Source organism: Undibacter mobilis (genome assembly GCF_003367195.1).
GTDB classification, from domain to species: Bacteria; Pseudomonadota; Alphaproteobacteria; order Rhizobiales; family Xanthobacteraceae; genus Pseudolabrys; species Pseudolabrys mobilis.
Genome location: NZ_QRGO01000001.1, coordinates 2743940 through 2765092, shown reverse-complemented (window position 1 = coordinate 2765092; position 21153 = coordinate 2743940). Strand labels below are relative to the sequence as shown.

Annotated in this window: 27 protein-coding genes and 1 pseudogene; all 28 read right to left on the bottom strand. The window is 63.0% G+C overall.

Annotation, left to right across the window (positions count from 1 at the left end; genetic code table 11):
- Positions 1 to 132: 132 nt before the first annotated feature.
- The 28 genes and pseudogenes from rplO to rpoC all read right to left on the bottom strand — a co-directional run bounded on the left by rplO (position 133) and on the right by rpoC (position 21056).
- On the bottom strand, positions 133 to 657 hold the full coding sequence (gene rplO, locus DXH78_RS13110) for a 50S ribosomal protein L15 (protein WP_115517453.1): 525 nt from the start codon (positions 655 to 657) through the stop codon (positions 133 to 135).
- A 53-nt stretch (positions 658 to 710) separates the two neighbouring features.
- On the bottom strand, positions 711 to 908 hold the full coding sequence (gene rpmD / locus DXH78_RS13105; protein WP_115517452.1) for a 50S ribosomal protein L30: 198 nt from the start codon (positions 906 to 908) through the stop codon (positions 711 to 713).
- 19 nt (positions 909 to 927) lie between these two features.
- Positions 928 to 1500 (bottom strand): 30S ribosomal protein S5, encoded by a 573-nt coding sequence (gene rpsE, locus DXH78_RS13100; RefSeq protein ID WP_115517451.1) that lies wholly within the window; start codon positions 1498 to 1500, stop codon positions 928 to 930.
- A gap of 31 nt (positions 1501 to 1531) precedes the next feature.
- Positions 1532 to 1894: a 50S ribosomal protein L18 gene (gene rplR / locus DXH78_RS13095; RefSeq protein ID WP_115517450.1), complete on the bottom strand. Its 363-nt coding sequence runs from the start codon at positions 1892 to 1894 to the stop codon at positions 1532 to 1534.
- A gap of 12 nt (positions 1895 to 1906) precedes the next feature.
- Positions 1907 to 2440 carry a 50S ribosomal protein L6 gene (rplF, locus tag DXH78_RS13090; protein ID WP_115517449.1) on the bottom strand — a complete coding sequence of 178 codons (534 nt, stop codon included), beginning with the start codon at positions 2438 to 2440 and terminating at the stop codon, positions 1907 to 1909.
- On the bottom strand, positions 2440 to 2835 hold the full coding sequence (gene rpsH / locus DXH78_RS13085) for a 30S ribosomal protein S8 (protein ID WP_115517448.1): 396 nt from the start codon (positions 2833 to 2835) through the stop codon (positions 2440 to 2442). Before rpsH ends, rplF begins: the two co-directional genes overlap by 1 nt.
- Before the next feature lie 10 nt (positions 2836 to 2845).
- The gene (gene rpsN / locus DXH78_RS13080; RefSeq protein WP_115517447.1) at positions 2846 to 3151 is read right to left on the bottom strand and encodes a 30S ribosomal protein S14; all 306 of its coding nucleotides are present in this window, start codon (positions 3149 to 3151) and stop codon (positions 2846 to 2848) included.
- Between the two features lie 47 nt (positions 3152 to 3198).
- Positions 3199 to 3849 carry a 50S ribosomal protein L5 gene (gene rplE / locus DXH78_RS13075; RefSeq protein WP_115517446.1) on the bottom strand — a complete coding sequence of 217 codons (651 nt, stop codon included), beginning with the start codon at positions 3847 to 3849 and terminating at the stop codon, positions 3199 to 3201.
- A complete protein-coding gene (rplX, locus tag DXH78_RS13070) occupies positions 3842 to 4168 on the bottom strand; it encodes a 50S ribosomal protein L24 (RefSeq protein ID WP_115517445.1) in 327 nt (108 codons plus the stop codon). The genes rplE and rplX overlap by 8 nt, the downstream gene beginning before the upstream one ends.
- Positions 4168 to 4536, bottom strand: coding sequence for a 50S ribosomal protein L14 (gene rplN, locus DXH78_RS13065; protein ID WP_115517444.1), 369 nt, complete (start codon positions 4534 to 4536; stop codon positions 4168 to 4170). The genes rplX and rplN overlap by 1 nt, the downstream gene beginning before the upstream one ends.
- A 113-nt stretch (positions 4537 to 4649) precedes the next feature.
- The gene (rpsQ, locus tag DXH78_RS13060; RefSeq protein ID WP_115517443.1) at positions 4650 to 4898 is read right to left on the bottom strand and encodes a 30S ribosomal protein S17; all 249 of its coding nucleotides are present in this window, start codon (positions 4896 to 4898) and stop codon (positions 4650 to 4652) included.
- A 148-nt stretch (positions 4899 to 5046) separates the two neighbouring features.
- Positions 5047 to 5241, bottom strand: a pseudogene (gene rpmC, locus DXH78_RS20140) (50S ribosomal protein L29); the annotation flags it as partial.
- A gap of 5 nt (positions 5242 to 5246) precedes the next feature.
- On the bottom strand, positions 5247 to 5660 hold the full coding sequence (gene rplP / locus DXH78_RS13050) for a 50S ribosomal protein L16 (RefSeq protein WP_115517441.1): 414 nt from the start codon (positions 5658 to 5660) through the stop codon (positions 5247 to 5249).
- Between the two features lie 11 nt (positions 5661 to 5671).
- On the bottom strand, positions 5672 to 6376 hold the full coding sequence (gene rpsC / locus DXH78_RS13045) for a 30S ribosomal protein S3 (protein WP_115517440.1): 705 nt from the start codon (positions 6374 to 6376) through the stop codon (positions 5672 to 5674).
- Positions 6377 to 6387: 11 nt separating this feature from the next.
- Positions 6388 to 6774: a 50S ribosomal protein L22 gene (gene rplV / locus DXH78_RS13040; protein WP_115517439.1), complete on the bottom strand. Its 387-nt coding sequence runs from the start codon at positions 6772 to 6774 to the stop codon at positions 6388 to 6390.
- 10 nt (positions 6775 to 6784) lie between these two features.
- The gene (rpsS, locus tag DXH78_RS13035) at positions 6785 to 7063 is read right to left on the bottom strand and encodes a 30S ribosomal protein S19 (protein ID WP_115517438.1); all 279 of its coding nucleotides are present in this window, start codon (positions 7061 to 7063) and stop codon (positions 6785 to 6787) included.
- Positions 7064 to 7074: 11 nt separating this feature from the next.
- Complete coding sequence (rplB, locus tag DXH78_RS13030; RefSeq protein ID WP_115517437.1) at positions 7075 to 7911, bottom strand: 50S ribosomal protein L2; 837 nt, start codon at positions 7909 to 7911, stop codon at positions 7075 to 7077.
- Between the two features lie 10 nt (positions 7912 to 7921).
- Positions 7922 to 8221: a 50S ribosomal protein L23 gene (locus tag DXH78_RS13025; RefSeq protein WP_115517436.1), complete on the bottom strand. Its 300-nt coding sequence runs from the start codon at positions 8219 to 8221 to the stop codon at positions 7922 to 7924.
- The gene (rplD, locus tag DXH78_RS13020) at positions 8218 to 8838 is read right to left on the bottom strand and encodes a 50S ribosomal protein L4 (RefSeq protein ID WP_115517435.1); all 621 of its coding nucleotides are present in this window, start codon (positions 8836 to 8838) and stop codon (positions 8218 to 8220) included. The genes DXH78_RS13025 and rplD overlap by 4 nt, the downstream gene beginning before the upstream one ends.
- A gap of 1 nt (position 8839) precedes the next feature.
- Positions 8840 to 9568: a 50S ribosomal protein L3 gene (rplC, locus tag DXH78_RS13015; RefSeq protein WP_115517434.1), complete on the bottom strand. Its 729-nt coding sequence runs from the start codon at positions 9566 to 9568 to the stop codon at positions 8840 to 8842.
- 22 nt (positions 9569 to 9590) lie between these two features.
- Positions 9591 to 9899, bottom strand: a complete 309-nt coding sequence (gene rpsJ, locus DXH78_RS13010; protein WP_056910741.1) for a 30S ribosomal protein S10 — start codon at positions 9897 to 9899, stop codon at positions 9591 to 9593.
- 159 nt (positions 9900 to 10058) lie between these two features.
- Positions 10059 to 11249 (bottom strand): elongation factor Tu, encoded by a 1191-nt coding sequence (gene tuf / locus DXH78_RS13005; protein WP_115517433.1) that lies wholly within the window; start codon positions 11247 to 11249, stop codon positions 10059 to 10061.
- 41 nt (positions 11250 to 11290) lie between these two features.
- Positions 11291 to 13369: an elongation factor G gene (fusA, locus tag DXH78_RS13000; RefSeq protein ID WP_115517432.1), complete on the bottom strand. Its 2079-nt coding sequence runs from the start codon at positions 13367 to 13369 to the stop codon at positions 11291 to 11293.
- A gap of 30 nt (positions 13370 to 13399) precedes the next feature.
- Complete coding sequence (gene rpsG, locus DXH78_RS12995; protein WP_115517431.1) at positions 13400 to 13870, bottom strand: 30S ribosomal protein S7; 471 nt, start codon at positions 13868 to 13870, stop codon at positions 13400 to 13402.
- 11 nt (positions 13871 to 13881) lie between these two features.
- Positions 13882 to 14253, bottom strand: a complete 372-nt coding sequence (gene rpsL, locus DXH78_RS12990; RefSeq protein WP_056910737.1) for a 30S ribosomal protein S12 — start codon at positions 14251 to 14253, stop codon at positions 13882 to 13884.
- Positions 14254 to 14722: 469 nt separating this feature from the next.
- Positions 14723 to 16306: an alpha-amylase family glycosyl hydrolase gene (locus tag DXH78_RS12985; protein WP_115517430.1), complete on the bottom strand. Its 1584-nt coding sequence runs from the start codon at positions 16304 to 16306 to the stop codon at positions 14723 to 14725.
- Positions 16307 to 16360: 54 nt separating this feature from the next.
- Complete coding sequence (locus DXH78_RS12980) at positions 16361 to 16639, bottom strand: hypothetical protein (RefSeq protein ID WP_115517429.1); 279 nt, start codon at positions 16637 to 16639, stop codon at positions 16361 to 16363.
- 208 nt (positions 16640 to 16847) lie between these two features.
- Positions 16848 to 21056, bottom strand: a complete 4209-nt coding sequence (gene rpoC, locus DXH78_RS12975; RefSeq protein ID WP_115517428.1) for a DNA-directed RNA polymerase subunit beta' — start codon at positions 21054 to 21056, stop codon at positions 16848 to 16850.
- Between the last annotated feature and the right edge of the window lie 97 nt (positions 21057 to 21153).

Sequence of the window (21153 nt, the reverse complement as noted above, 5' to 3'; positions counted from 1 at the left end):
GACGAGGAGTGGCGCGGCGCCTTCTTCACATAGGCCCCGCCCCTGCCACCCTAGATAGGGTCTGGCGTGCGGAACCGGTAGTCGTCGCAAAGGCCCCGCCTTTTGGGCGAGGCCTTAAATTCCAATCGGCGCTCAGGCTTGCTTGGCGGCCTTGCGCTTGTTCTTGCCGCGCGGCTCGTCGTCTTCCTCGACCACCGGCTTGAGGATCTTAACCGATCCGCCCGCCTTTTCGATCGCGGCGACGGCCGTCTTGGTCGCACCGTAAACAGCGACATCGACCTTGGCCTTCAGTTCGCCGGTGCCGAGCAGCTTCACGCCGTCCTTGGCTCGGCGCATCAGGCCAGCCTTCACCATCGCCTCGGCGTCAACCGTCGCCTTGGCGTCGAGCTTGCCGGCGTCGATAGCGGCCTGTAGCTTGCCGAGGCTCACCTCGTTGAGGCGCGCCTGGAACGCAGTGTTGCGGAAGCCACGCTTCGGCAGGCGGCGATGCAGCGGCATCTGGCCGCCTTCGAAGCCCTTGATGCGCACGCCGGAACGCGCGGTCTGGCCCTTGCCGCCGCGGCCGCCGGTCTTGCCCATGCCGGAGCCGATGCCGCGGCCGATGCGCAGGCGGTTCTTGCGGGCGCCGGGATTGTCGGCGATCTCGTTGAGTTTCATTGCTCTCGTCCTTTGATCGTCCCTCGCCGCTCAGACCGCGACGATGGATGAAATCACTTCGTCTCTTCGACGATCCGCACCAGATGCGGCAGCTTGCGGATCATGCCGTGGGTTTGCGGCGTGTCCGGCAATTCGCTGACGCGGCCGACCTTGTTCAGCCCGAGGCCGATGAGGGTCTGGCGCTGATCGAAATGGCAGCGCAGCGGGCTGGCGATCTGCTGCACCTTGAGGGTCTTCTTCGCGGTGGCCATGGCCTTAATTCCTTATCTGTCAGTCGGCCGCGACTTCGTCGGCGCCTTCGCGGCGGCGCGACTGCAAGGTCGAAACCTTGAGGTTGCGGCGACCGGCGACCGAGCGCGGCGAGTCCTGGTGCTTGAGCGCGTCGAAGGTTGCGCGCACGACGTTGTACGGGTTCGACGAACCGAGCGACTTGGCGACAATGTCCTGCATGCCGAGCGTTTCGAACACGGCGCGCATCGGGCCGCCGGCGATGATGCCGGTGCCGGGAGGCGCCGCGCGCAGGTAGACCTTGCCGGCGCCGTGGCGGCCGAACACGTCGTGATGCAGCGTGCGGCCTTCGCGCAACGCGACGCGGGTCAGCGAACGCTTGGCCGCATCGGTCGCCTTACGGATCGCTTCCGGCACTTCACGCGCCTTGCCGTGACCGAAGCCGACGCGGCCCTTCTGATCGCCGACGACAACCAGCGCGGCGAAACCGAAGCGCTTGCCGCCCTTGACCACCTTGGCGACGCGATTGATATGGACCAGCTTGTCCGTGAACTCGCTATCGCGCTCTTCACGACCGTGGCCGCGCTCGCGGTCTCTGCGGGGTTCTTGTGCCATCTAATAAATCCGTTCGTCTGTACGAATACGTTTAGAAGTTCAGCCCGCCTTCGCGGGCGGCTTCGGCCAGGGCCTTGATGCGGCCGTGATAGATGTAGCCGCCGCGGTCGAACACGACGTCCTTGATGCCCTGCTTCTTGGCACGCTCGGCAATCAGTTTCCCGACCTGCTTGGCGGCCTCGATATTGGCGCCGGACTTCAGGCTGCCACGCAGATCCTTCTCGAGCGTCGAGGCGGACGCGACGGTAACGCCCTTCTCGTCGTCGATGAGCTGAACGTGCATGTGCTTCGACGAGCGGAACACCGACAGACGGGCGCGACCGGTTGACACGGCCTTGATCTTGCGCCGAACCGACGCCGTCCGCCGCGCGGTGCGGATATTGGCTTTCGACATGGCTCTCGCCCCTTACTTCTTCTTGCCTTCCTTGCGGAAGATGAATTCGCCGGCGTACTTGACGCCCTTGCCCTTGTACGGTTCGGGACCGCGGAAGGCACGGATTTCGGCGGCGACCTGGCCGACGACCTGCTTATCGATGCCGGTGATCACGATTTCCGTCGGCTTCGGCGTCGCAATCGCGATGCCGGCCGGGATCGGGAACACCACGTCGTGCGAGTAGCCGAGCTGGAGCTGCAGGTTCTTGCCCTGCACCGCCGCGCGGTAACCGACGCCGTTGATCTCGAGTTTCTCTTCGAAGCCCTTGCTGACGCCGGTCATCAGATTCGAGACCAGCGTGCGCGAAGTACCCCACAGCGAGCGAGCGCGCTTGGATTCATTGCGCGGCTCGACCTTCACGGCGCCCTTGTCGAGGGACAGCGCAACGTCATCCGGGAAGGTGAATTGCAGAGCGCCCTTGGCACCCTTCACCTTGACGGTTTGGCCTTCGACGTTTGCGGTGACGCCCGACGGAACGGAGATCGGTTTTTTGCCAATACGGGACATCAGAACACCGTGCAGAGAATTTCGCCGCCAACATTGGCGTCGCGCGCGGCGTGGTCCGCCATGACGCCCTTCGGCGTCGAGACGATGGCAACGCCGAGACCGTTGTTGATACGCGGCAGGTTCTTGACCGACGCATAGACGCGGCGGCCAGGCTTCGAGACGCGCTCGATTTCGCGGATCACCGGAGCGCCGTCGAAATACTTGAGTTCGATCTCGAGCTCGCTGCGGCCGTTGGCATGCGCCACCACGGCATAGCCGCGGACGTAGCCTTCGATCTTGAGCACTTCGGCAACGCGCTCGCGCTGCTTGGAGCCCGGCATCGAAACCTTGGACTTGTTACGCATCTGCGCGTTGCGGATGCGCGTGATCATGTCGCCGATCGGATCGTTTACCATCTCGGCCTCCTTACCAGCTCGACTTCACAAGGCCTGGAATCAGGCCCTTGTTGCCGAGGTCGCGCAGCGCAATACGGCTGAGCTTGTGCTTGCGGTAAAAGGCGTGAGGACGGCCCGTCAGCTCGCAGCGGTTATGGATGCGCACCTTCGCGGAGTTGCGCGGCAGTTCTGCCAGCTTGAGGGTCGCTGCAAAGCGCTCCTCCATCGGCAGTTCCTTGTTCTGCACAATCGCCTTCAGGCGCGCACGACGCGGCCCGAACTTCTTCGCCATGCGGCGACGGCGCTTGTTCTTTTCGACCGAACTCGTCTTAGCCATCTAATTGCTCCTTGCGGTTCCGCGTATGAAAGACGGGAAATCGTCTCTCACTGCCGGAACGGGAAGTTGAATGCCGCCAGCAGCGCCCGCGCTTCTTCGTCGTTGCGAGCGGTGGTGCAGACGGTGATGTCCATGCCCCAGGTATCGGTGACCTTGTCGAAGTCGATTTCCGGGAACACGGTGTATTCCTTGATGCCCAGGCTGTAGTTGCCGCGGCCATCGAAGCTCTTCGGGTTGAGACCGCGGAAGTCGCGAATACGCGGCAGCGCGATGTTCACCAGGCGGTCGATAAAGTCGTACATGCGCGCCTTGCGCAGCGTGACCTTACAACCGATGGCCTGGCCGTCGCGAAGCTTGTAGTTCGCGATCGACTTGCGCGAGCGGGTGACGACCGGCTTCTGACCGGCAATCAGCGCCAGATCGGCAGCGGCGTTCTCGACCTTCTTGCGATCCGCGACGCCCTCGCCGATGCCCATGTTGAGCACCACCTTGGTGATCTGCGGGATCTGCATCGTGTTGGCATAGCCAAACTGGGTCTTCATCTGCTCGCGCACGACCTTGTCGTAGTGCGTGCGCAGACGCGCCGTGTAATCGGACGGCACCTTGGCCTTCTTGGCCTTCGGGGCTTCGTCGCCGGCGGGCTTGGCAGCCGGCTTGGCCGCCTTCGGCTTCTTCTGTTCAGTCTGCGTATCAGCCATCGATCTCTGCTCCCGAGCGCTTGGCAACGCGCACTTTCTTGCGGTCAGCGCCCTCGCCGATGAATTTGAAACCAACCCGGGTCGGCTTGCCGTCCTTGGGGTCCGCGAGCGCGAGATTCGACAGGTCGACCGCGCTCTCCTTGGAAATGATGCCGCCCTGGACCTGCGCGGTCTGGCGCTGGTGGCGCTTGACCATCGCGATGCCGCGCACCAAGGCGCGGTTCTCGGTCGGACGAACCTCGATCACCTCGCCGGTGCGACCCTTGTCGCGGCCGGTGAGCACGATCACCTTGTCGCCTTTGCGGATCTTGGCAGCCATCACAGCACCTCCGGGGCGAGCGAAAGGATCTTCATGTGGTTCTTGGCGCGCAGCTCGCGCGGCACGGGCCCGAAGATACGGGTACCGACAGGCTCGGCCTGGTTGTTGATCAGCACCGCGGCGTTGCGGTCGAAGCGGATCACGGTGCCATCGGCGCGCTTGATGTCCTTGCGGATGCGCACGACGACGGCCTTCATGACCTCGCCCTTCTTCACGCGGCCGCGCGGGATCGCTTCCTTCACCGACACCACGATGGTGTCGCCGATGGTCGCGTATTTCCGCTTCGAGCCGCCGAGCACCTTGATGCACATGACGCGGCGCGCGCCGGAATTGTCGGCGACGTCGAGGTTGGTTTGCATCTGAATCATGATGCGGCTCTCGTTCCTTGCGGGCGGCGGCCTTTTAAGACCACGGCCCCATTAATTTCTATTCGTCTTCATCGGCGAAGCGCTTGGCGGCGCTTCGCGTCAAACCTTGATCGTCAGACCTTGGCTCTCTTTTCGCCGCGGATCACTTCCCAGCTCTTGAGCTTGGAGAGTGGACGGCGCTCTTCGATCCACACCTTGTCACCGACCTTGAACTCGTTCTTTTCGTCGTGCGCGTGGTATTTCTTCGAGCGGCGAACAACCTTGCCCATGGTCGGATGGGCAAAGCGCCGGTCGACCTGAACGACAATGGTCTTGGCCTGCTTGTCGCTGACGACGACACCCTGAAGGGTACGCTTCGGCATCTTTGACCCCTTACTTCTTCTTCGTCTTGTTGGGCTTGTTGGCAATCGCGCGCGCCGGCTCACGCGCCGGCGACGGACGCGAAGCCTTCAAGCGGCGCGACTTCGCGACCGGCTTGGCGGACTTCTGAGCCTCGGCCTTGACGACCGGGGTCTCGCCTGCCCGCTTCTGCGAGGCGATCGTCTTCAGCCGCGCGATGTCGCGGCGGATGACGCGCACGCGCGCGGTATTCTCGAGCTGACCCGTGGCCCGCTGAAAGCGCAGATTGAACTGCTCCTTCTTGAGCTTGAGTACCTCATCGTCGATCTGGTCGAGCGTCATCACTCGGGCGTCGCTGGCTTTCATGGTCGTCACTCGGCGATACGTTCGATGAAACGGGTCTTGACCGGCAGCTTCGCGGCGGCGAGCGCCAGCGCTTCCTTGGCGATGGCCGGGCTGATGCCGTCCACCTCAAACAGGATCTTGCCAGGCTTGACGCGCACGACCCAAAGCTCGGGCGAACCCTTGCCTTTGCCCATGCGCACTTCGATCGGCTTCTTCGACACCGGCACGTCCGGGAACACGCGGATCCAGACGCGGCCGGCGCGCTTCATGAAGCGGGTCAGCGCGCGGCGCGCGGCTTCGATCTGGCGCGCGGTGACGCGTTCCGGCTCGAGCGCCTTGAGGCCGAACTGACCGAAGGCCAGGGTCGCGCCCGAAGACGCGACGCCGTGGATGCGGCCCTTGAAGGCCTTGCGGAACTTGGTTTTCTTTGGCTGCAGCATGACTTTATCTCTTACGCGGCGTTATCGCGGCGCGGACGACCGCCGGTATCGCCTTCGGCGAGCTTCTTGTCCTGAGCCATCGGATCGTGCTCGAGGATTTCGCCCTTGAAGATCCAGACCTTGACGCCGCAGGTACCGAATGTGGTGAAGGCGGTGGCGACGCCGTAATCGACGTCGGCGCGCAGGGTGTGCAGCGGCACGCGACCTTCGCGGTACCACTCCATGCGCGCGATTTCCGAACCGCCGAGGCGGCCCGAGCAGTTGATACGGATGCCTTCGGCACCCAGGCGCATCGCCGACTGCACCGCGCGCTTCATGGCGCGGCGGAAAGCGACGCGGCGCTCGAGCTGCTGCGCGATCGACTCGGCGACCAGCTGCGCGTCGAGCTCCGGCTTGCGGATTTCGACGATGTTGATGACGACGTCGCTGTCGGTGAGCTTGGCGACGGTCTTGCGCAGCTTCTCGATGTCGGCGCCCTTCTTGCCGATCACGACGCCCGGCCGGGCCGAGTGAACGGTTACGCGGCACTTCTTGTGCGGGCGCTCGATGATGATCTTGGACACCGCGGCCTGCTTGAGCTCCTTCATCAGAGCTGCGCGGATCTTGATGTCCTCGTGCAACAGCGTGCCGTACTCGGTCTTGTTCGCGAACCAGCGCGAATCCCAAGTGCGGTTGATGCCGAGGCGCAGACCGATCGGATTGATTTTTTGACCCACTGAAAGCCTCCTCAGGCTTCGGCCGCGGCTTCGACCTGACGAACGATGATCGTCAGATGCGAAAACGGCTTCAGGATTTGACCGACGCGGCCACGGCCGCGCGGGGAAAAGCGCTTCATCACAAGCGATTTTCCGACGTGAGCCTCGGCGACGATGAGATCGTCGACGTCGAGGTCGTGATTGTTCTCGGCGTTGGCGATCGCCGATTCGAGGCACTTGCGCACGTCTTTCGCGATGCGCTTGCGCGAGAATTCCAGGTCGGCGAGCGCGCCCGCGACCTTCTTGCCGCGGATCATCTGCGCGACGAGATTGAGCTTCTGCGGCGACACCCGAATGTTACGGGTCACAGCCTTGGCTTCGTTGTTCGGGAGATCCCGATCGCGTGAACGCTTGCCCATTTCTCTATCCTCAGGCCTTCTTCGCCTTGCGATCGGCGCTGTGGCCGTGGAACGTACGGCTCGGCGAGAACTCGCCGAACTTGTGGCCCACCATTTCCTCAGTCACCTGCACCGGAACGTGCTTCTGACCGTTGTAGACGGTGAAGTTCAGGCCGACGAACTGCGGCAGGATGGTCGAGCGCCGGCTCCAGATCTTGATCATCTCGTGGCGGCCCGACGCGCGCGCGGCTTCCGCTTTCTTGAGCAGAAAGCCGTCGACGAAAGGGCCTTTCCAGGCTGAACGGGTCATCGCTCTAAATCCTACTGCTGCTGCTTCTTCTTACGGTCATGACGGCTGACCATAATGAATTTGTTGGTGCGCTTGTTCTTGCGCGTCTTGGCGCCCTTGGTCGGCTTGCCCCACGGAGTGACCCAGTGCTTGCCGCCCTTGGTACGACCGCCGTGCGGATGGTCGACCGGGTTCATCATGATGCCGCGGTTGTGCGGCATACGGCCGCGCCAGCGCTGACGTCCGGCCTTGCCGATCGTCGTGTTCATGTTGTCCGGGTTTGACACGGCGCCGATGGTGGCCATGCAGCGGCCGTGTACAAGGCGCTGCTCCGACGTCGACAGACGCAGGATCACGTAGTCCTGGTCGCGACCGACGATCTGCACATAGGTGCCGGCCGAACGCGCGAGCTGACCGCCCTTGCCGATCTTCAGTTCAACGTTGTGCACGATGGTGCCGACCGGAATGGCGCCGAGCGGCATCGCATTGCCCGGCTTCACGTCGGCCTGCTCGGCCGAGATCACCTTATCGCCCGGGGCCAGACGCTGCGGCGCCAGGATATAAGACAGCTCACCGTCCTCGTACTTGATCAGTGCGATGAAAGCGGTGCGGTTCGGATCGTACTCCAGGCGCTCGACCGTCGCGACCATATCCATCTTGGCGCGGCGGAAATCGATCTTGCGATAGGCCTGCTTGTGACCGCCGCCGCGGAAGCGCGACGTGATGCGGCCGTGGTTGTTGCGGCCGCCGGTCGAGTGCTGACCTTCGGTGAGCGCCTTAACGGGCGCGCCCTTGTAGAGGGTCGTACGATCGACGTTGACCAGATGACGCTGGCTTGGGGTCGTCGGATTGTATGTCTTGAGTGCCATCGCCGACCTCTTACAGACCCGTGGTCACGTCGATGCGATGGCCCTCTTCGAGGGTCACGACCGCGCGCTTCACGTCGGACTGCTGTCCGAGCCTATTGCGGAACGCCTTGATCTTGCCCTGACGGACCAGCGTATTGACGTTCTTGACCTTCACGTCGAACAGCTTCTCGACCGCTTCCTTGATCTGCGGCTTGGTCGCGTCGCGACGGACCTTGAAGGTCACCTTGTTGAACTCGGACGCCATGGTCGCCTTTTCGGTGATCACGGGCGACAGAATGACGTCGTAATGACGGGGATCGCTGGTGCTCATTTGAACCGCGCCTCCAGCGCGTCGACGGCGGCCTTGGTGAGGACCAGCGTCTTACGCCGCATGATGTCGTAAACGTTGATGCCCTGGATCGGCAGCACGTCGATGTTCGGGATGTTGCGCGCCGCGATGGCGAAGTTCGCCTCGAGCTCGGCGCCGTCAATGATAAGCGCATTGGCCAGCGACAGCTTGCCGAACTGCGCGATGAGCGCCTTGGTCTTGGCTTCCGCCAGCGACGCCTTGTCGACGATGACAATGGCACCATCCTTGGCCTTCGACGACAGGGCGTGCTTGAGCGCCAGCGCCCGCACCTTCTTCGGCAGGTCGATGGCATGGCTGCGCACGACCGGACCGAAGGCACGACCGCCGCCGCGGAACTGCGGCACGCGGGCCGAGCCGTGACGGGCGCCGCCAGTGCCCTTCTGACCGTACATCTTCTTGCCGGTACGCCAGATCTCGGAACGATCCTTGGTCTTGTGCGTACCGCGCTGACGACGGGCGAGCTGCCAGTTGACGCAGCGCTGAATGATATCGGCGCGCGGCTCGAGGCCGAAGATGTCGTCCGACACCTTCACCGAACCGGCTTCCTTGCCTTCGAACGTGGTGATCTTGAGATCCATATTATGCGCCCTCCTTCTCGGCGGGGGCCTCGGTGGCCGGAGCCTCGGCGCTGTCAGCCAAACGGAACTTGCCAGGCTTGGCGGCTTCCTTCGGCAACTTCTTCTTCACCGCATCGCGCACGGTGATCCAGCCACCCTTGGAGCCCGGCACCGCGCCTTCGACCATGATCAGGCCACGCGCGACGTCGATCTTGGCGACTTTGAGGTTGAGCGTGGTGACGCGGTCGGAGCCCATGTGGCCCGCCATTTTTTTGTTCTTGAAGGTCTTGCCCGGATCCTGACGGCCGCCGGTCGAACCGATCGACCGGTGCGAGATCGACACACCGTGCGAGGCGCGCAGACCGCGGAAATTCCAGCGCTTCATACCGCCGGCAAAGCCCTTACCGACCGAAATGCCGCAGACATCGACAAACTGGCCTTCGATGAAGTGATCGGCCGTGATTTCCGCACCGACCGGGATCAGCCCGGCTTCGTCGACGCGGAATTCGGCAAGTTTGCGCTTCGGCTCGACCTTCGCCTTGGCGAAGTAACCACGATCGGCCTTGCTCATATTGCCGGCGCGACGCGCGCCCGAACCGAGCTGCAGCGCGACGTAACCGTCCTTGTCCTTGGAACGGTGGGCGACGACCTGGCACTCCGCGAGGCGGAGCACCGTGACCGGAACGTGCTCACCGCCATCGGTGAACAGCCGGGTCATACCCAATTTTTGTGCGACGACACCCGTGCGCATCTTTTTAATCCCTCACCCGGCCTTAAAGCTTGATCTCGACGTCGACACCGGCCGCCAGGTCGAGCTTCATCAGCGCGTCCACGGTCTGCGGCGTCGGATCGACGATGTCCAAAAGGCGCTTGTGCGTGCGCATCTCGAACTGTTCACGGCTCTTCTTGTCGACGTGCGGCGAGCGGTTCACGGTGAACTTCTCGATGCGCGTCGGAAGCGGAATCGGCCCACGCACCTGCGCGCCGGTGCGCTTGGCGGTGTTGACGATCTCGCGCGTCGACGCATCGAGCACGCGATGGTCGAACGCCTTGAGCCGGATCCGAATATTCTGGCCGTTCATTTGTCTGTCTCTCTGGACTGTCATCATCCGTTCAAACGGATGATCCAGTATTCGCTATCGACTCGTTGTCCCTGCGCGGAAACGGGAAAGATCGGCCCCCGCCTCCAGTCAGGATTGCCGAGCCCCCGCCCTGTTCGGACGGGGGCCCAAGCGACTTGCTTACTCGATAATCGACGCCACGACGCCGGCGCCGACGGTGCGGCCGCCTTCACGGATGGCGAAGCGCAGCTTCTCTTCCATGGCGATCGGCACGATCAGGTGAACTTCCATGGCGACGTTGTCGCCCGGCATCACCATTTCGGTGCCGGCCGGCAGGTGCACAACACCGGTCACGTCGGTGGTACGGAAGTAGAACTGCGGACGGTAGTTGGTGAAGAACGGCGTATGACGGCCGCCCTCTTCCTTAGTGAGGATGTAAGCCTCAGCCTTGAACTTGGTGTGCGGCTTGACCGAACCCGGCTTGCAGAGAACCTGGCCACGCTCGACTTCTTCGCGCTTGGTGCCGCGGAGCAGCGCGCCGATGTTGTCGCCGGCCTGGCCCTGATCGAGCAGCTTGCGGAACATTTCGACGCCGGTGACGGTGGTCTTCTGCGTCGGCTTGATGCCGACGATTTCGACTTCTTCGCCGACCTTGACGATGCCGCGCTCGACGCGACCGGTGCAGACGGTGCCGCGACCCGAGATCGAGAACACGTCTTCGACCGGCATCAGGAACGGCAGGTCAACCGGACGCTCCGGCTGCGGGATGTAGGCATCGACCTGCTTCATCAGCTCGAGGATGGCTTCTTTGCCGAGCTTCGGGTCCTTGTCTTCCAGCGCCATCAGGGCCGAGCCCTTGATGATCGGAATCTTGTCGCCCGGGAACTGGTACTTCGACAGGAGCTCGCGGACTTCGAGCTCGACGAGCTCGAGGAGTTCCGGATCGTCGACCATGTCGCACTTGTTCATGAACACAACGATCGCCGGAACGCCGACCTGGCGGGCGAGCAGGATGTGCTCACGGGTCTGCGGCATCGGGCCGTCGGCAGCCGACACGACCAGGATCGCGCCGTCCATCTGCGCGGCGCCGGTGATCATGTTCTTCACATAGTCGGCGTGGCCGGGGCAGTCGACGTGCGCGTAGTGGCGGTTCGTCGTCTCGTACTCGACGTGCGCGGTCGAGATGGTGATACCGCGGGCCTTCTCTTCCGGCGCCTTGTCGATCTGGTCGTAGGCCGTGAAGGTCGCGCCGCCAGTTTCGGCGAGCACCTTGGTGATCGCGGCGGTCAGCGACGTCTTGCCGTGGTCGACGTGACCGATGGTGCCGATGTTACAGTGCGGCTTATTGCGGTTGAATTTTTCTTTGGCCATGGATCTCTCCGTTCAGAAACTTTCTGATTCCCTGTCGCTGCTTAAGCGAACTTCTTCTGCACTTCCGCCGACACGTTCGCCGGCGTTTCAGCATAGTGATCGAACTGCATCGTGAACGTCGCGCGCCCCTGCGACATCGACCGCAGCGTGTTGACGTAACCGAACATGTTGGCAAGCGGCACCATCGCGTTGATGACGTTGGCGTTGCCGCGCATGTCCTGGCCCTGGATCTGGCCACGACGGGAGTTCAAATCGCCGATGACCGAGCCGGTGTAGTCTTCCGGGGTCACCACTTCGACCTTCATGATCGGCTCGAGCAGCGCCGGCTTGGCCTTCTGCATGGCTTCGCGCAGAGCGGCGCGCGAGGCGATTTCGAAGGCGAGCGCCGACGAGTCGACGTCGTGATAGTTGCCGTCCACCAGGCGAACCTTGAGGTCGACCACCGGGAAGCCGGCGAGGATGCCCGAGTTCAGAACCGACTCGAGACCCTTCTCGACACCCGGGATGAATTCCTTAGGCACCGCGCCGCCGACAATCTCGTTCTCGAACGTGAACGGCGTGCCCGGCTCGGTGGGCTCGGCGATGATCTTGACGCGGGCGAACTGGCCCGAACCGCCGGTCTGCTTCTTGTGGGTATAGTCCACTTCAGCCGACTTGGTGATCTTTTCGCGGTAGGCAACCTGCGGCGCGCCGATATTGGCGTCGACCTTGTAGGTGCGCTTGAGGATGTCGACCTTGATGTCGAGATGCAGTTCGCCCATGCCCTTGAGGATGGTCTGGCCGCTCTCCTGGTCGGTCGACACGCGGAACGACGGATCTTCGGCGGCCAGCTTGGCCAGCGCGACACCGAGCTTTTCCTGGTCGGCCTTCGACTTCGGCTCGATGGCGATTTCGATGACCGGCTCGGGGAATTCCATCTTTTCCAGGATCACCGGGGCCTTGGGATCGCACAGCGTGTCGCCGGTGCGGGTTTCCTTGAGGCCGGCCAGCGCGACGATGTCGCCAGCATAGGCTTCCTTGATGTCTTCGCGGTTATTGGCATGCATCAGCAACATGCGGCCGATGCGCTCTTTGCGCTCTTTGGTCGAGTTGATGAGACCGGTGCCGGAAACGAGCGTGCCCGAATAGATGCGGCAGAAGGTGATGGTACCGACGAACGGGTCGTCCATGATCTTGAAGGCGAGCAGCGACAGCGGCGCGTCGTCCTTCGGCTCGCGGATCGTCTCTTCGTTGTTCTTGTCCGGGTCGATGCCCTTGATCGCCGGCACGTCGAGCGGCGACGGCAGATAGTCGACGACGGCGTCGAGCAGCGGCTGCACGCCCTTATTCTTGAAGGCCGAGCCACAGAGCACGGGATAGAAGGCGCCGGTGATGACGGCCTTGCGGATGAGCTTTTTCAGCGTTTCGAGGTCCGGCTCCTTGCCGTCCAGGAACGCGGTCAGCGCGTCGTCGTCGAGCTCGACGGCGGCTTCGATGAGCTTCTCGCGGTATTCCTTCGCCTTGTCGGCGAGGTCGGCCGGGATGTCGACGGTGTCGAACTTGGCGCCGAGCGCCTCGTTGTTCCAGACATAGGCCTTCATGATCACCAGATCGACCATGCCGGTGAAGTTGCTTTCCGCGCCGATCGGCAGCTGGATCGCAACCGGCTTGGCGCCGAGGCGGTCAACGATGTCGTCCAGGCACTTGTAGAAGTCGGCGCCCGTCTTATCCATCTTGTTGGCGAACACGATGCGCGGCACGCGATACTTGTCGCCCTGACGCCAGACGGTCTCGGTCTGCGGCTCAACGCCCTGGTTGCCGTCGAGCACGACGACAGCGCCGTCGAGCACGCGCAGCGAACGCTCGACTTCGATGGTGAAGTCGACGTGGCCGGGGGTGTCGATGATGTTCAGGCGCTTGCCGTTCCAGAAAGCGGTCGTCGCGGCCGACGTGATGGTGATGCCGCGCTCCTGCTCCTGCTCCATCCAGTCCATCGTCGCGGCGCCTTCATGCACCTCGCCGATCTTGTGGCTCTTGCCGGTGTAATAAAGAATCCGCTCAGTCGTCGTCGTCTTGCCCGCATCAATGTGGGCCATGATGCCAAAGTTGCGGTAATTCTCGATTGCGTGAGCGCGAGCCATAGTCGTCGTTCCTGAATTCGTGCGCCGCTGTTACCAGCGGTAGTGCGAGAAGGCGCGGTTGGCTTCCGCCATCTTGTGCGTGTCTTCGCGCTTCTTCACGGCGTTACCGCGATTGTTCGACGCATCGAGCAGTTCGGCCGAGAGACGCTCGGTCATGGTGCGCTCGTTGCGATCACGGGCCGCGTTGATGATCCAACGGATGCCGAGAGCCTGACGACGGGTCGTGCGGACTTCGACGGGAACCTGATAGGTGGCGCCACCGACACGACGCGACCGCACCTCGATCGAGGGCATCACGTTGTCGAGCGCCTGCTGGAACACGGTCAGCGGGTTCGCCTTGGTCTTCGCTTCGATGGTCGAGAGCGCACCATAGACGATCGACTCGGCGACCGACTTCTTGCCGTCGTACATGACGGCGTTCATGAATTTCGAAACCACAATGTTCCCGTACTTCGGGTCCGGAATGATTTCGCGCTTCTCTGCGGCGTGACGGCGGGACATGTGCGGACCCCTTACTTCGGACGCTTCGCGCCGTACTTCGAACGGCGCTGCTTGCGGTTCTTGACGCCCTGCGTGTCGAGCACGCCGCGCAGGATGTGATAGCGGACGCCCGGCAAGTCCTTGACGCGGCCGCCGCGGATCATGACCACGGAGTGCTCCTGAAGGTTATGACCCTCGCCCGGGATGTAACCGATGACTTCGAAGCCGTTGGTCAGACGAACCTTGGCGACCTTACGAAGCGCCGAGTTCGGCTTCTTCGGCGTCGTCGTATAGACGCGGGTGCAAACGCCACGCTTCTGCGGGGACGCCTGCAACGCCGGCACCTTGTTGCGCGCCTTGAGCGGGTGGCGCGGGTTCGCAATCAACTGATTGATCGTCGGCATCGTTCGCCTTCGTTACGTGTTGAACCTTTGCAGGTCCGGAATTGTTGTGAGCCCAACCCATTACAGGTTTGCGCCCGGCATCGTCGTCGTGCGGCCCGCGAAGGCCGCGCGTTCTCTTTCCGTGCGTTCTCGGCACGCAAAACGAAATCGCGCCATCCGCTTTCAATCAGCGGGGGCGCTTTCCCGTTCTGACGAACGCATGTCATCGCGAGATGACGAGCATCCGTTCACGTCTGAACTGACAGTGGCTGTCAGCGACAGCGTTTGAGCTTCTTTGATCGAGGCGAAGGCGCCGGAAACCCGCGAAAACCTGTAGGATTTTCAGTGGATGGCCCGGGCGGCCGTTCCGATCAGACGAAGCTCACCGCCTGTCGAAAAGTGGGTGGTGTGTATCGGCCAGGTCATTTGAAGTCAAGGCGAAAAAGCCCCGAAAACCTTAAGCCGGCCGCAGCTTTGCGTCGCAATGGCCTCACCCGCGGCAACATATGATGAGCCCTTCGTTCGGACGCAAGACGACGCGGCCGGCGACCGCCTCGCCTTCGCGGTCTGGTGCCGTTCCGAGCACCACGGTGCCGGCCCAACACCCTGATTCAACGGGTAATTCTGCACCGCGGCCGCCGAGGTCGAGCGCCACGACCAAACGATTCCCATCGGTCCGGCGCTCGAAGGCCAGCGCCCCGCCGGACTGGGCCACTGGCCTATAGGTGCCGCGGCTGAGCGCCGGTTGGGTCCGCCGCAGGACGATCAGCCGCCGGTAGAGGCTGAGTAAGGAGCCAGAATCGGTATCCTGGGAAGCGACGTTGCGAATCTCCGCGTCAGGAATGAGCGGCAGCCAGGGCTCGGCATCGGAGAAACCGCCGAACCGCGAACCGTCCCAAGGCATCGGTGTCCGGCAGCCGTCGCGGCCACTGCCCGGCACGTTGATGCCCCAGGGATCGCGCACCCGGTGGCTCGGGATAGAGACCTGCGGCAGCCCCAGCTCGTCGCCGTAGTAGAGCGTTGGCGTGCCCCGCAGCGTCAGCAGCAGCATGGCCGCCACCCTCGCCTGCGCCTCGCCCACGCGGCTGGCCAGACGTGGCCGATCGTGGTTGCCGAGCACCCAATTCGGCCAGGCGCCGACCGGCAAGGCCGCTTCATAGCGCTCGATCAGCGCTGCGATGGCCCTCGCCTCCCACGGCGTCTCAATGAGCGCGAAATTAAACGGCAGATGCGCGCCGGCCAGTCTTTCATCGCCGTAGTAAGCGACCAGCTTCTCGACCGGCAGGTAGATCTCGCCGATCAAGACGCGATCCGGATACTCGTCAATCACGGCGCGTAGTCCGCGGACGACGTCCTGCACCTCGGGCTGGTCGGTCGAATGGAGCGGCAACAGACGGCGATACGCCGCCTCGCCTTCCTGCCAATCCGGATTTGTCGGGTTGTCGCGAAACGCCGCGTCCTTGATCAGATGCCACATCACATCGACGCGGAAGCCATCAACGCCGCGGTCGAGCCAGAATCGCATCACGTCGTGCATGGCCGCGCGCACCGCGGCGCTGCGCCAGTTGAGGTCCGGCTGATCTTTCAGGAAGGCATGGTAGTAATATTGATCCGTCGCCTCATCGTACTGCCAGGCGGAGCCACCAAATTCGGACAGCCAGTTGTTCGGCGGACCGCCTTCGGGCGCGCCGTTACGCCAGATATACCAGTCTCTTTTGGCCGCCTGTCGCGACACCCGGCTTTCCATAAACCACGGATGCCGGTTCGACGTGTGGTTGGGCACGAGGTCGAGGATGACCTTAAGTCCGAGCTCGTGCGCACGCTCAAGCAGCGCGTCGAAATCCTCGAGCGTGCCGAACAAGGGATCAATCGCCGTGTGATCGGCGATGTCGTAGCCGAAATCCGCCATCGGCGAGACAAAGACCGGTGACAGCCACACCGCGTCGACGCCGAGCCCGGCGACATAGTCGAGCCGGCGCGTAATGCCCTTGAGGTCGCCGACGCCGTCGCCGTTTTCGTCCTGAAACGAGCGCGGGTAGATTTGATAGATGACGCCTGTCTGCCACCAGTGCATGAGCCGGTGTACCGGCCCATGCGTAACTGGCGTATGACAGATCCCGAAGGCGGACTAGCGGCCCTTCCAGCCCGCCTGGGTGGAGCAGGCTTCCATCTCGCGCTTGTTTGCTTTCTCCCACTGCGTGATCGAGCGCGTCTCGTTGGACGACATCTTGTTGTTCATGCAGGTGCAATAGGACGTAATCACCTCGACCGTCTGGCCTTCGTCCTTGTTGTCCTTGACGCACTGCGCCACCCACTTCGCGTCGTCGGAATCGGCGCGGGCGGGACCGCCGGCCAAAATAAGGCCGAAGGTCATGGCAGCGGCAAGGGTGAGGATCGGCAGCTTCATTGCGAATCTCCTGTTGGAGCCGCACCACTCCGCCTTTTCCGTTCGGAAGTCCTGAGAGCCGGCCTGATATTTTGGCAAAGGTTCTGAGGATTTTCTGACGCCCGAGATGTGTCGCAGCGGTCACCATGACCCGAACAGGCACAAAAAGGCCGCCCCGGAGGGCGGCCTTTGATCTTGTCGCGTCGGGCGAAGCCAACCGTCTGCTGGCTTATTCCACGGACGGCATCGGCAACGCCGGGGTTTCGACCGGAGTCGCAGCCTGCTTGGCGGCCGACTTCTCGCGTTCGTCCAGGATGAGCGCGTCGCGCTTCATGGCGACTTCGCGGAGCTGGTTCATCATGGCGCCGGTACCCGCCGGGATCAGGCGGCCGACGATGACGTTCTCCTTGAGGCCGTCGAGCGTATCCGCCTTGCCGTTGACCGCGGCTTCGGTGAGGACGCGCGTCGTCTCCTGGAACGAGGCCGCCGAGATGAACGACCGCGTCTGCAGCGACGCCTTGGTGATGCCGAGCAGAACCGGGTGACCGACGGCGGGCTTCTTGCCCTCCTCGGCCGCCTTGGCGTTGATCGCGTCGAAATCGCTGCGATCGACCTGCTCGCTGGCCAGAAGATCGGTCTCGCCGGCGTCGGTGATCTCGACCTTCTGCAGCATCTGGCGAACGATCACCTCGATGTGCTTGTCGTTGATCATAACGCCCTGCAACCGATAGACCTCCTGGATTTCGTTGACCAGGTAAGCGGCCAGTTCCTCGACGCCCTTGATGGCGAGAATGTCGTGCGGAGCGGGATTGCCCTCGACGATGTAATCGCCCTTTTCGAGCACGTCGCCATCCTGCAAGTGGATGTGCTTGCCCTTCGGGATCAGGTACTCCTTCGGCTCGAGCGACTTGTCGGTCGGCTCGATGGTGATGCGGCGCTTGTTCTTGTAGTCCTTGCCGAACCGCACCGTGCCGCCGATCTCGGCGATGATCGCCGCATCCTTCGGCTTGCGCGCTTCGAACAGCTCCGCCACCCGCGGCAGACCGCCGGTGATGTCACGCGTCTTGGCGCTTTCGGTCGGAATACGCGCGAGAATGTCGCCCGCCTTCACGCTGCTGCCGGGATCGACCGAGATGATCGCGTCGACTGCGAGCAGGTAACGTGCCTCGCCACCGCGAGCCAGCTTGAGGATGCTGCCATCCTTGCCCTTGACGACCATGGCCGGACGCAGGTCCGCCTGGTTACGCGACGAGCCCGTGCGCCAGTCGATGACAACGCGCTTGGCAATACCGGTCGATTCGTCGAGCTGTTCCGACATCGACAGACCATCGACCATGTCCTCGAAATCGACGGTGCCGTCGACCTCGGTGAGGATCGGGCGGGTATAGGGATCCCACTCGGCGATACGCTGACCGCGCTTGATCTGATCGCCCTCATCGACACGCATGCGCGCGCCGTAAGGGATACGATGATGGGCACGCTCGGTCCCGTCGGGGTCGACCACCGCCACAACCATGTTGCGAACCATGCCGATCGACTGCCCTTCGGAGTTACGGGCAATGTTCTTGTTCTTGATGACGATCTTGCCGTCGAAGTTCGACTCGATGAACGACTGCTCGTTGATCTGAGCGGCGCCGCCGATGTGGAACGTACGCATCGTCAGCTGGGTGCCCGGCTCGCCGATCGACTGGGCGGCGATGACGCCCACCGCCTCGCCCATGTTGACCGGAGTACCACGCGCCAGATCGCGGCCGTAGCACGCGCCGCAAACGCCGATCTTGGTTTCGCAGGTGAGCACGGAGCGGATCTTCACCTCCTGCACACTCGCCTTCACCACGCGATCGACTTCCGGCTCGGTGAGCAGCGTGTTGGCCTTGATCACCACGGCGCCCGTGTTCGGGTCCTTGATATCCTCGGCCGTGGTACGGCCCAGGATACGGATGGCCAGCGGAGCGACCACCGTGCCTGCGTCGATGATGGCGCGGACAGCGATGCCGTTGGTGGAGCCGCAATCGGCCTCGGTGATGATGCAGTCCTGCGCCACGTCAACGAGACGACGCGTCAGGTAGCCCGAGTTCGCAGTCTTCAAGGCGGTGTCGGCCAGACCCTTGCGGGCGCCGTGGGTCGAGTTGAAGTACTCGAGAACGGACAGGCCTTCCTTGAAGTTCGAGATGATCGGCGTCTCGATGATCTCGCCCGACGGCTTGGCCATGAGGCCGCGCATACCGGCGAGCTGACGCATCTGGGCCGGCGACCCGCGCGCGCCCGAGTGGGCCATCATGTAGATCGAGTTGATCTGCATGTCGCGGCCGTCCTTGTCCTTCTTGACCGCGGAGATCTCCTTCATCATCGCCTCGGCGATGGCGTCGGTGGACTTCGACCAGGCGTCGACGACCTTGTTGTACTTCTCACCTTGGGTGATGAGGCCGTCGTTGTACTGCTGCTCGAACTCCTTGGCGAGTTCGCGTGTCTTGTCGACCGTGGCCCACTTAGAAGCCGGCACCACCATGTCGTCCTTGCCGAACGAAATGCCGGCCTTGAACGCGTGATAGAAGCCGAGCGCCATGATGCGATCGCAGAAGATCACCGTCTCCTTCTGACCGCAGTGGCGGTAGACGGTATCGATCATCGCCGAGATCTCACGCTTAGTCATGAGCTTGTTGACGATGTCGAACGGCGCCTTGACGTTCTTGGGCAGCACGTTGCCGAGCAGCACGCGGCCCGGCGTGGTCTCGTACCACTTCTTGATCAGCGTGCCGTCGGGGCCAAGGCCCTCCCAGCGATACTTGATCTTGGAGTGCAGCGAGATCGCCTTGACGTTGAGCGCGTGCTCGATGTCGGCCATGTCGCCGAAGATCTTGCCCTCGCCGGGCGAACCTTCGCGGATCAGCGACAGGTAGTACAGGCCGAGCACGATGTCCTGCGACGGCACGATGATCGGCTGGCCGTTCGCCGGATGCAGGATGTTGTTGGTCGACATCATCAGGACGCGCGCTTCCAGCTGCGCTTCAAGCGACAGCGGAACGTGCACGGCCATCTGGTCGCCGTCGAAGTCGGCATTGAACGCGGCACAGACCAGCGGATGCAGCTGGATCGCCTTGCCCTCGATGAGCACCGGCTCGAAGGCCTGGATGCCAAGGCGGTGCAACGTCGGCGCGCGGTTGAGCAGCACCGGATGCTCGCGGATCACCTCGTCGAGGATGTCCCAGACTTCCGGCTTTTCCTTCTCGACCAGCTTCTTGGCCTGCTTCACCGTCGTCGACAGGCCCTTGGCATCGAGCCGCGAGTAGATGAACGGTTTGAACAGTTCGAGCGCCATTTTCTTCGGCAGGCCGCACTGGTGCAGCTTGAGCTCGGGACCGACCACGATCACCGAACGGCCCGAATAGTCGACGCGCTTGCCGAGCAGGTTCTGGCGGAACCGGCCCTGCTTGCCCTTGAGCATGTCGGCGAGCGACTTCAGCGGACGCTTGTTGGCCCCGGTGATGACGCGACCGCGGCGGCCGTTATCGAACAGCGCATCGACCGCTTCCTGCAGCATGCGCTTTTCGTTGCGGATGATGATGTCCGGCGCGCGCAATTCGATCAGCCGCTTCAGACGGTTGTTGCGGTTGATGACGCGGCGGTAGAGATCGTTGAGATCGGACGTGGCGAAGCGGCCGCCGTCCAGCGGGACCAGCGGACGCAGGTCCGGCGGGATCACCGGCACCACGGTCAGGATCATCCACTCCGGCTTGTTGCCGGACGCGACGAAGGCCTCGATCAGCTTGAGGCGCTTGGCGAGCTTCTTCTTCTTGATGTCGCTATCGGTCTCGGACAGCTCCGCACGCAGTTCGACCTGGAGCTTCTCCAGGTCCATGCCCTTGAGCAGCTCACGGATCGCTTCGGCACCGATCGCGGCGGTGAAGGAATCCGGGCCGTACTCTTCCTGCGCCTTGAGGTACTCGTCCTCCGACAGCAACTGACGATCCTTGAGCGGGGTCAGGCCCGGCTCGAGCACGACGTAATACTCGAAGTACAGGATGCGCTCGAGATCCTTAAGCGTCATGTCGAGCAGCATGCCGATGCGGCTCGGCAGCGACTTGAGGAACCAGATATGCGCCACCGGCGCGGCCAACTCGATGTGGCCCATGCGCTCGCGGCGCACGCGCGATAAGGTCACTTCGACCGAGCACTTTTCGCAGATGATGCCCTTGTACTTCATGCGCTTGTACTTGCCGCACAAGCACTCGTAGTCCTTGATCGGCCCGAAGATGCGAGCGCAGAACAGGCCGTCGCGCTCGGGCTTGAAGGTCCGGTAGTTGATCGTCTCGGGCTTTTTGATCTCGCCGTAGGACCACGACAAAATCTTCTCAGGGCTCGCGATCGAGATGCGGATCTGGTCGAAGACCTGAGCCGGCGTCGTCGGGCTGAAAAGATTCATGATCTCTTGGTTCATATTCTTCTCCGCTATGCCGGCATGCCGCCGGCCGCAAATTCAAAACAAAGGCGTGAACGCCGGGCCGCGTCCGTGACGGGCCCGGCAATCGCTCTTG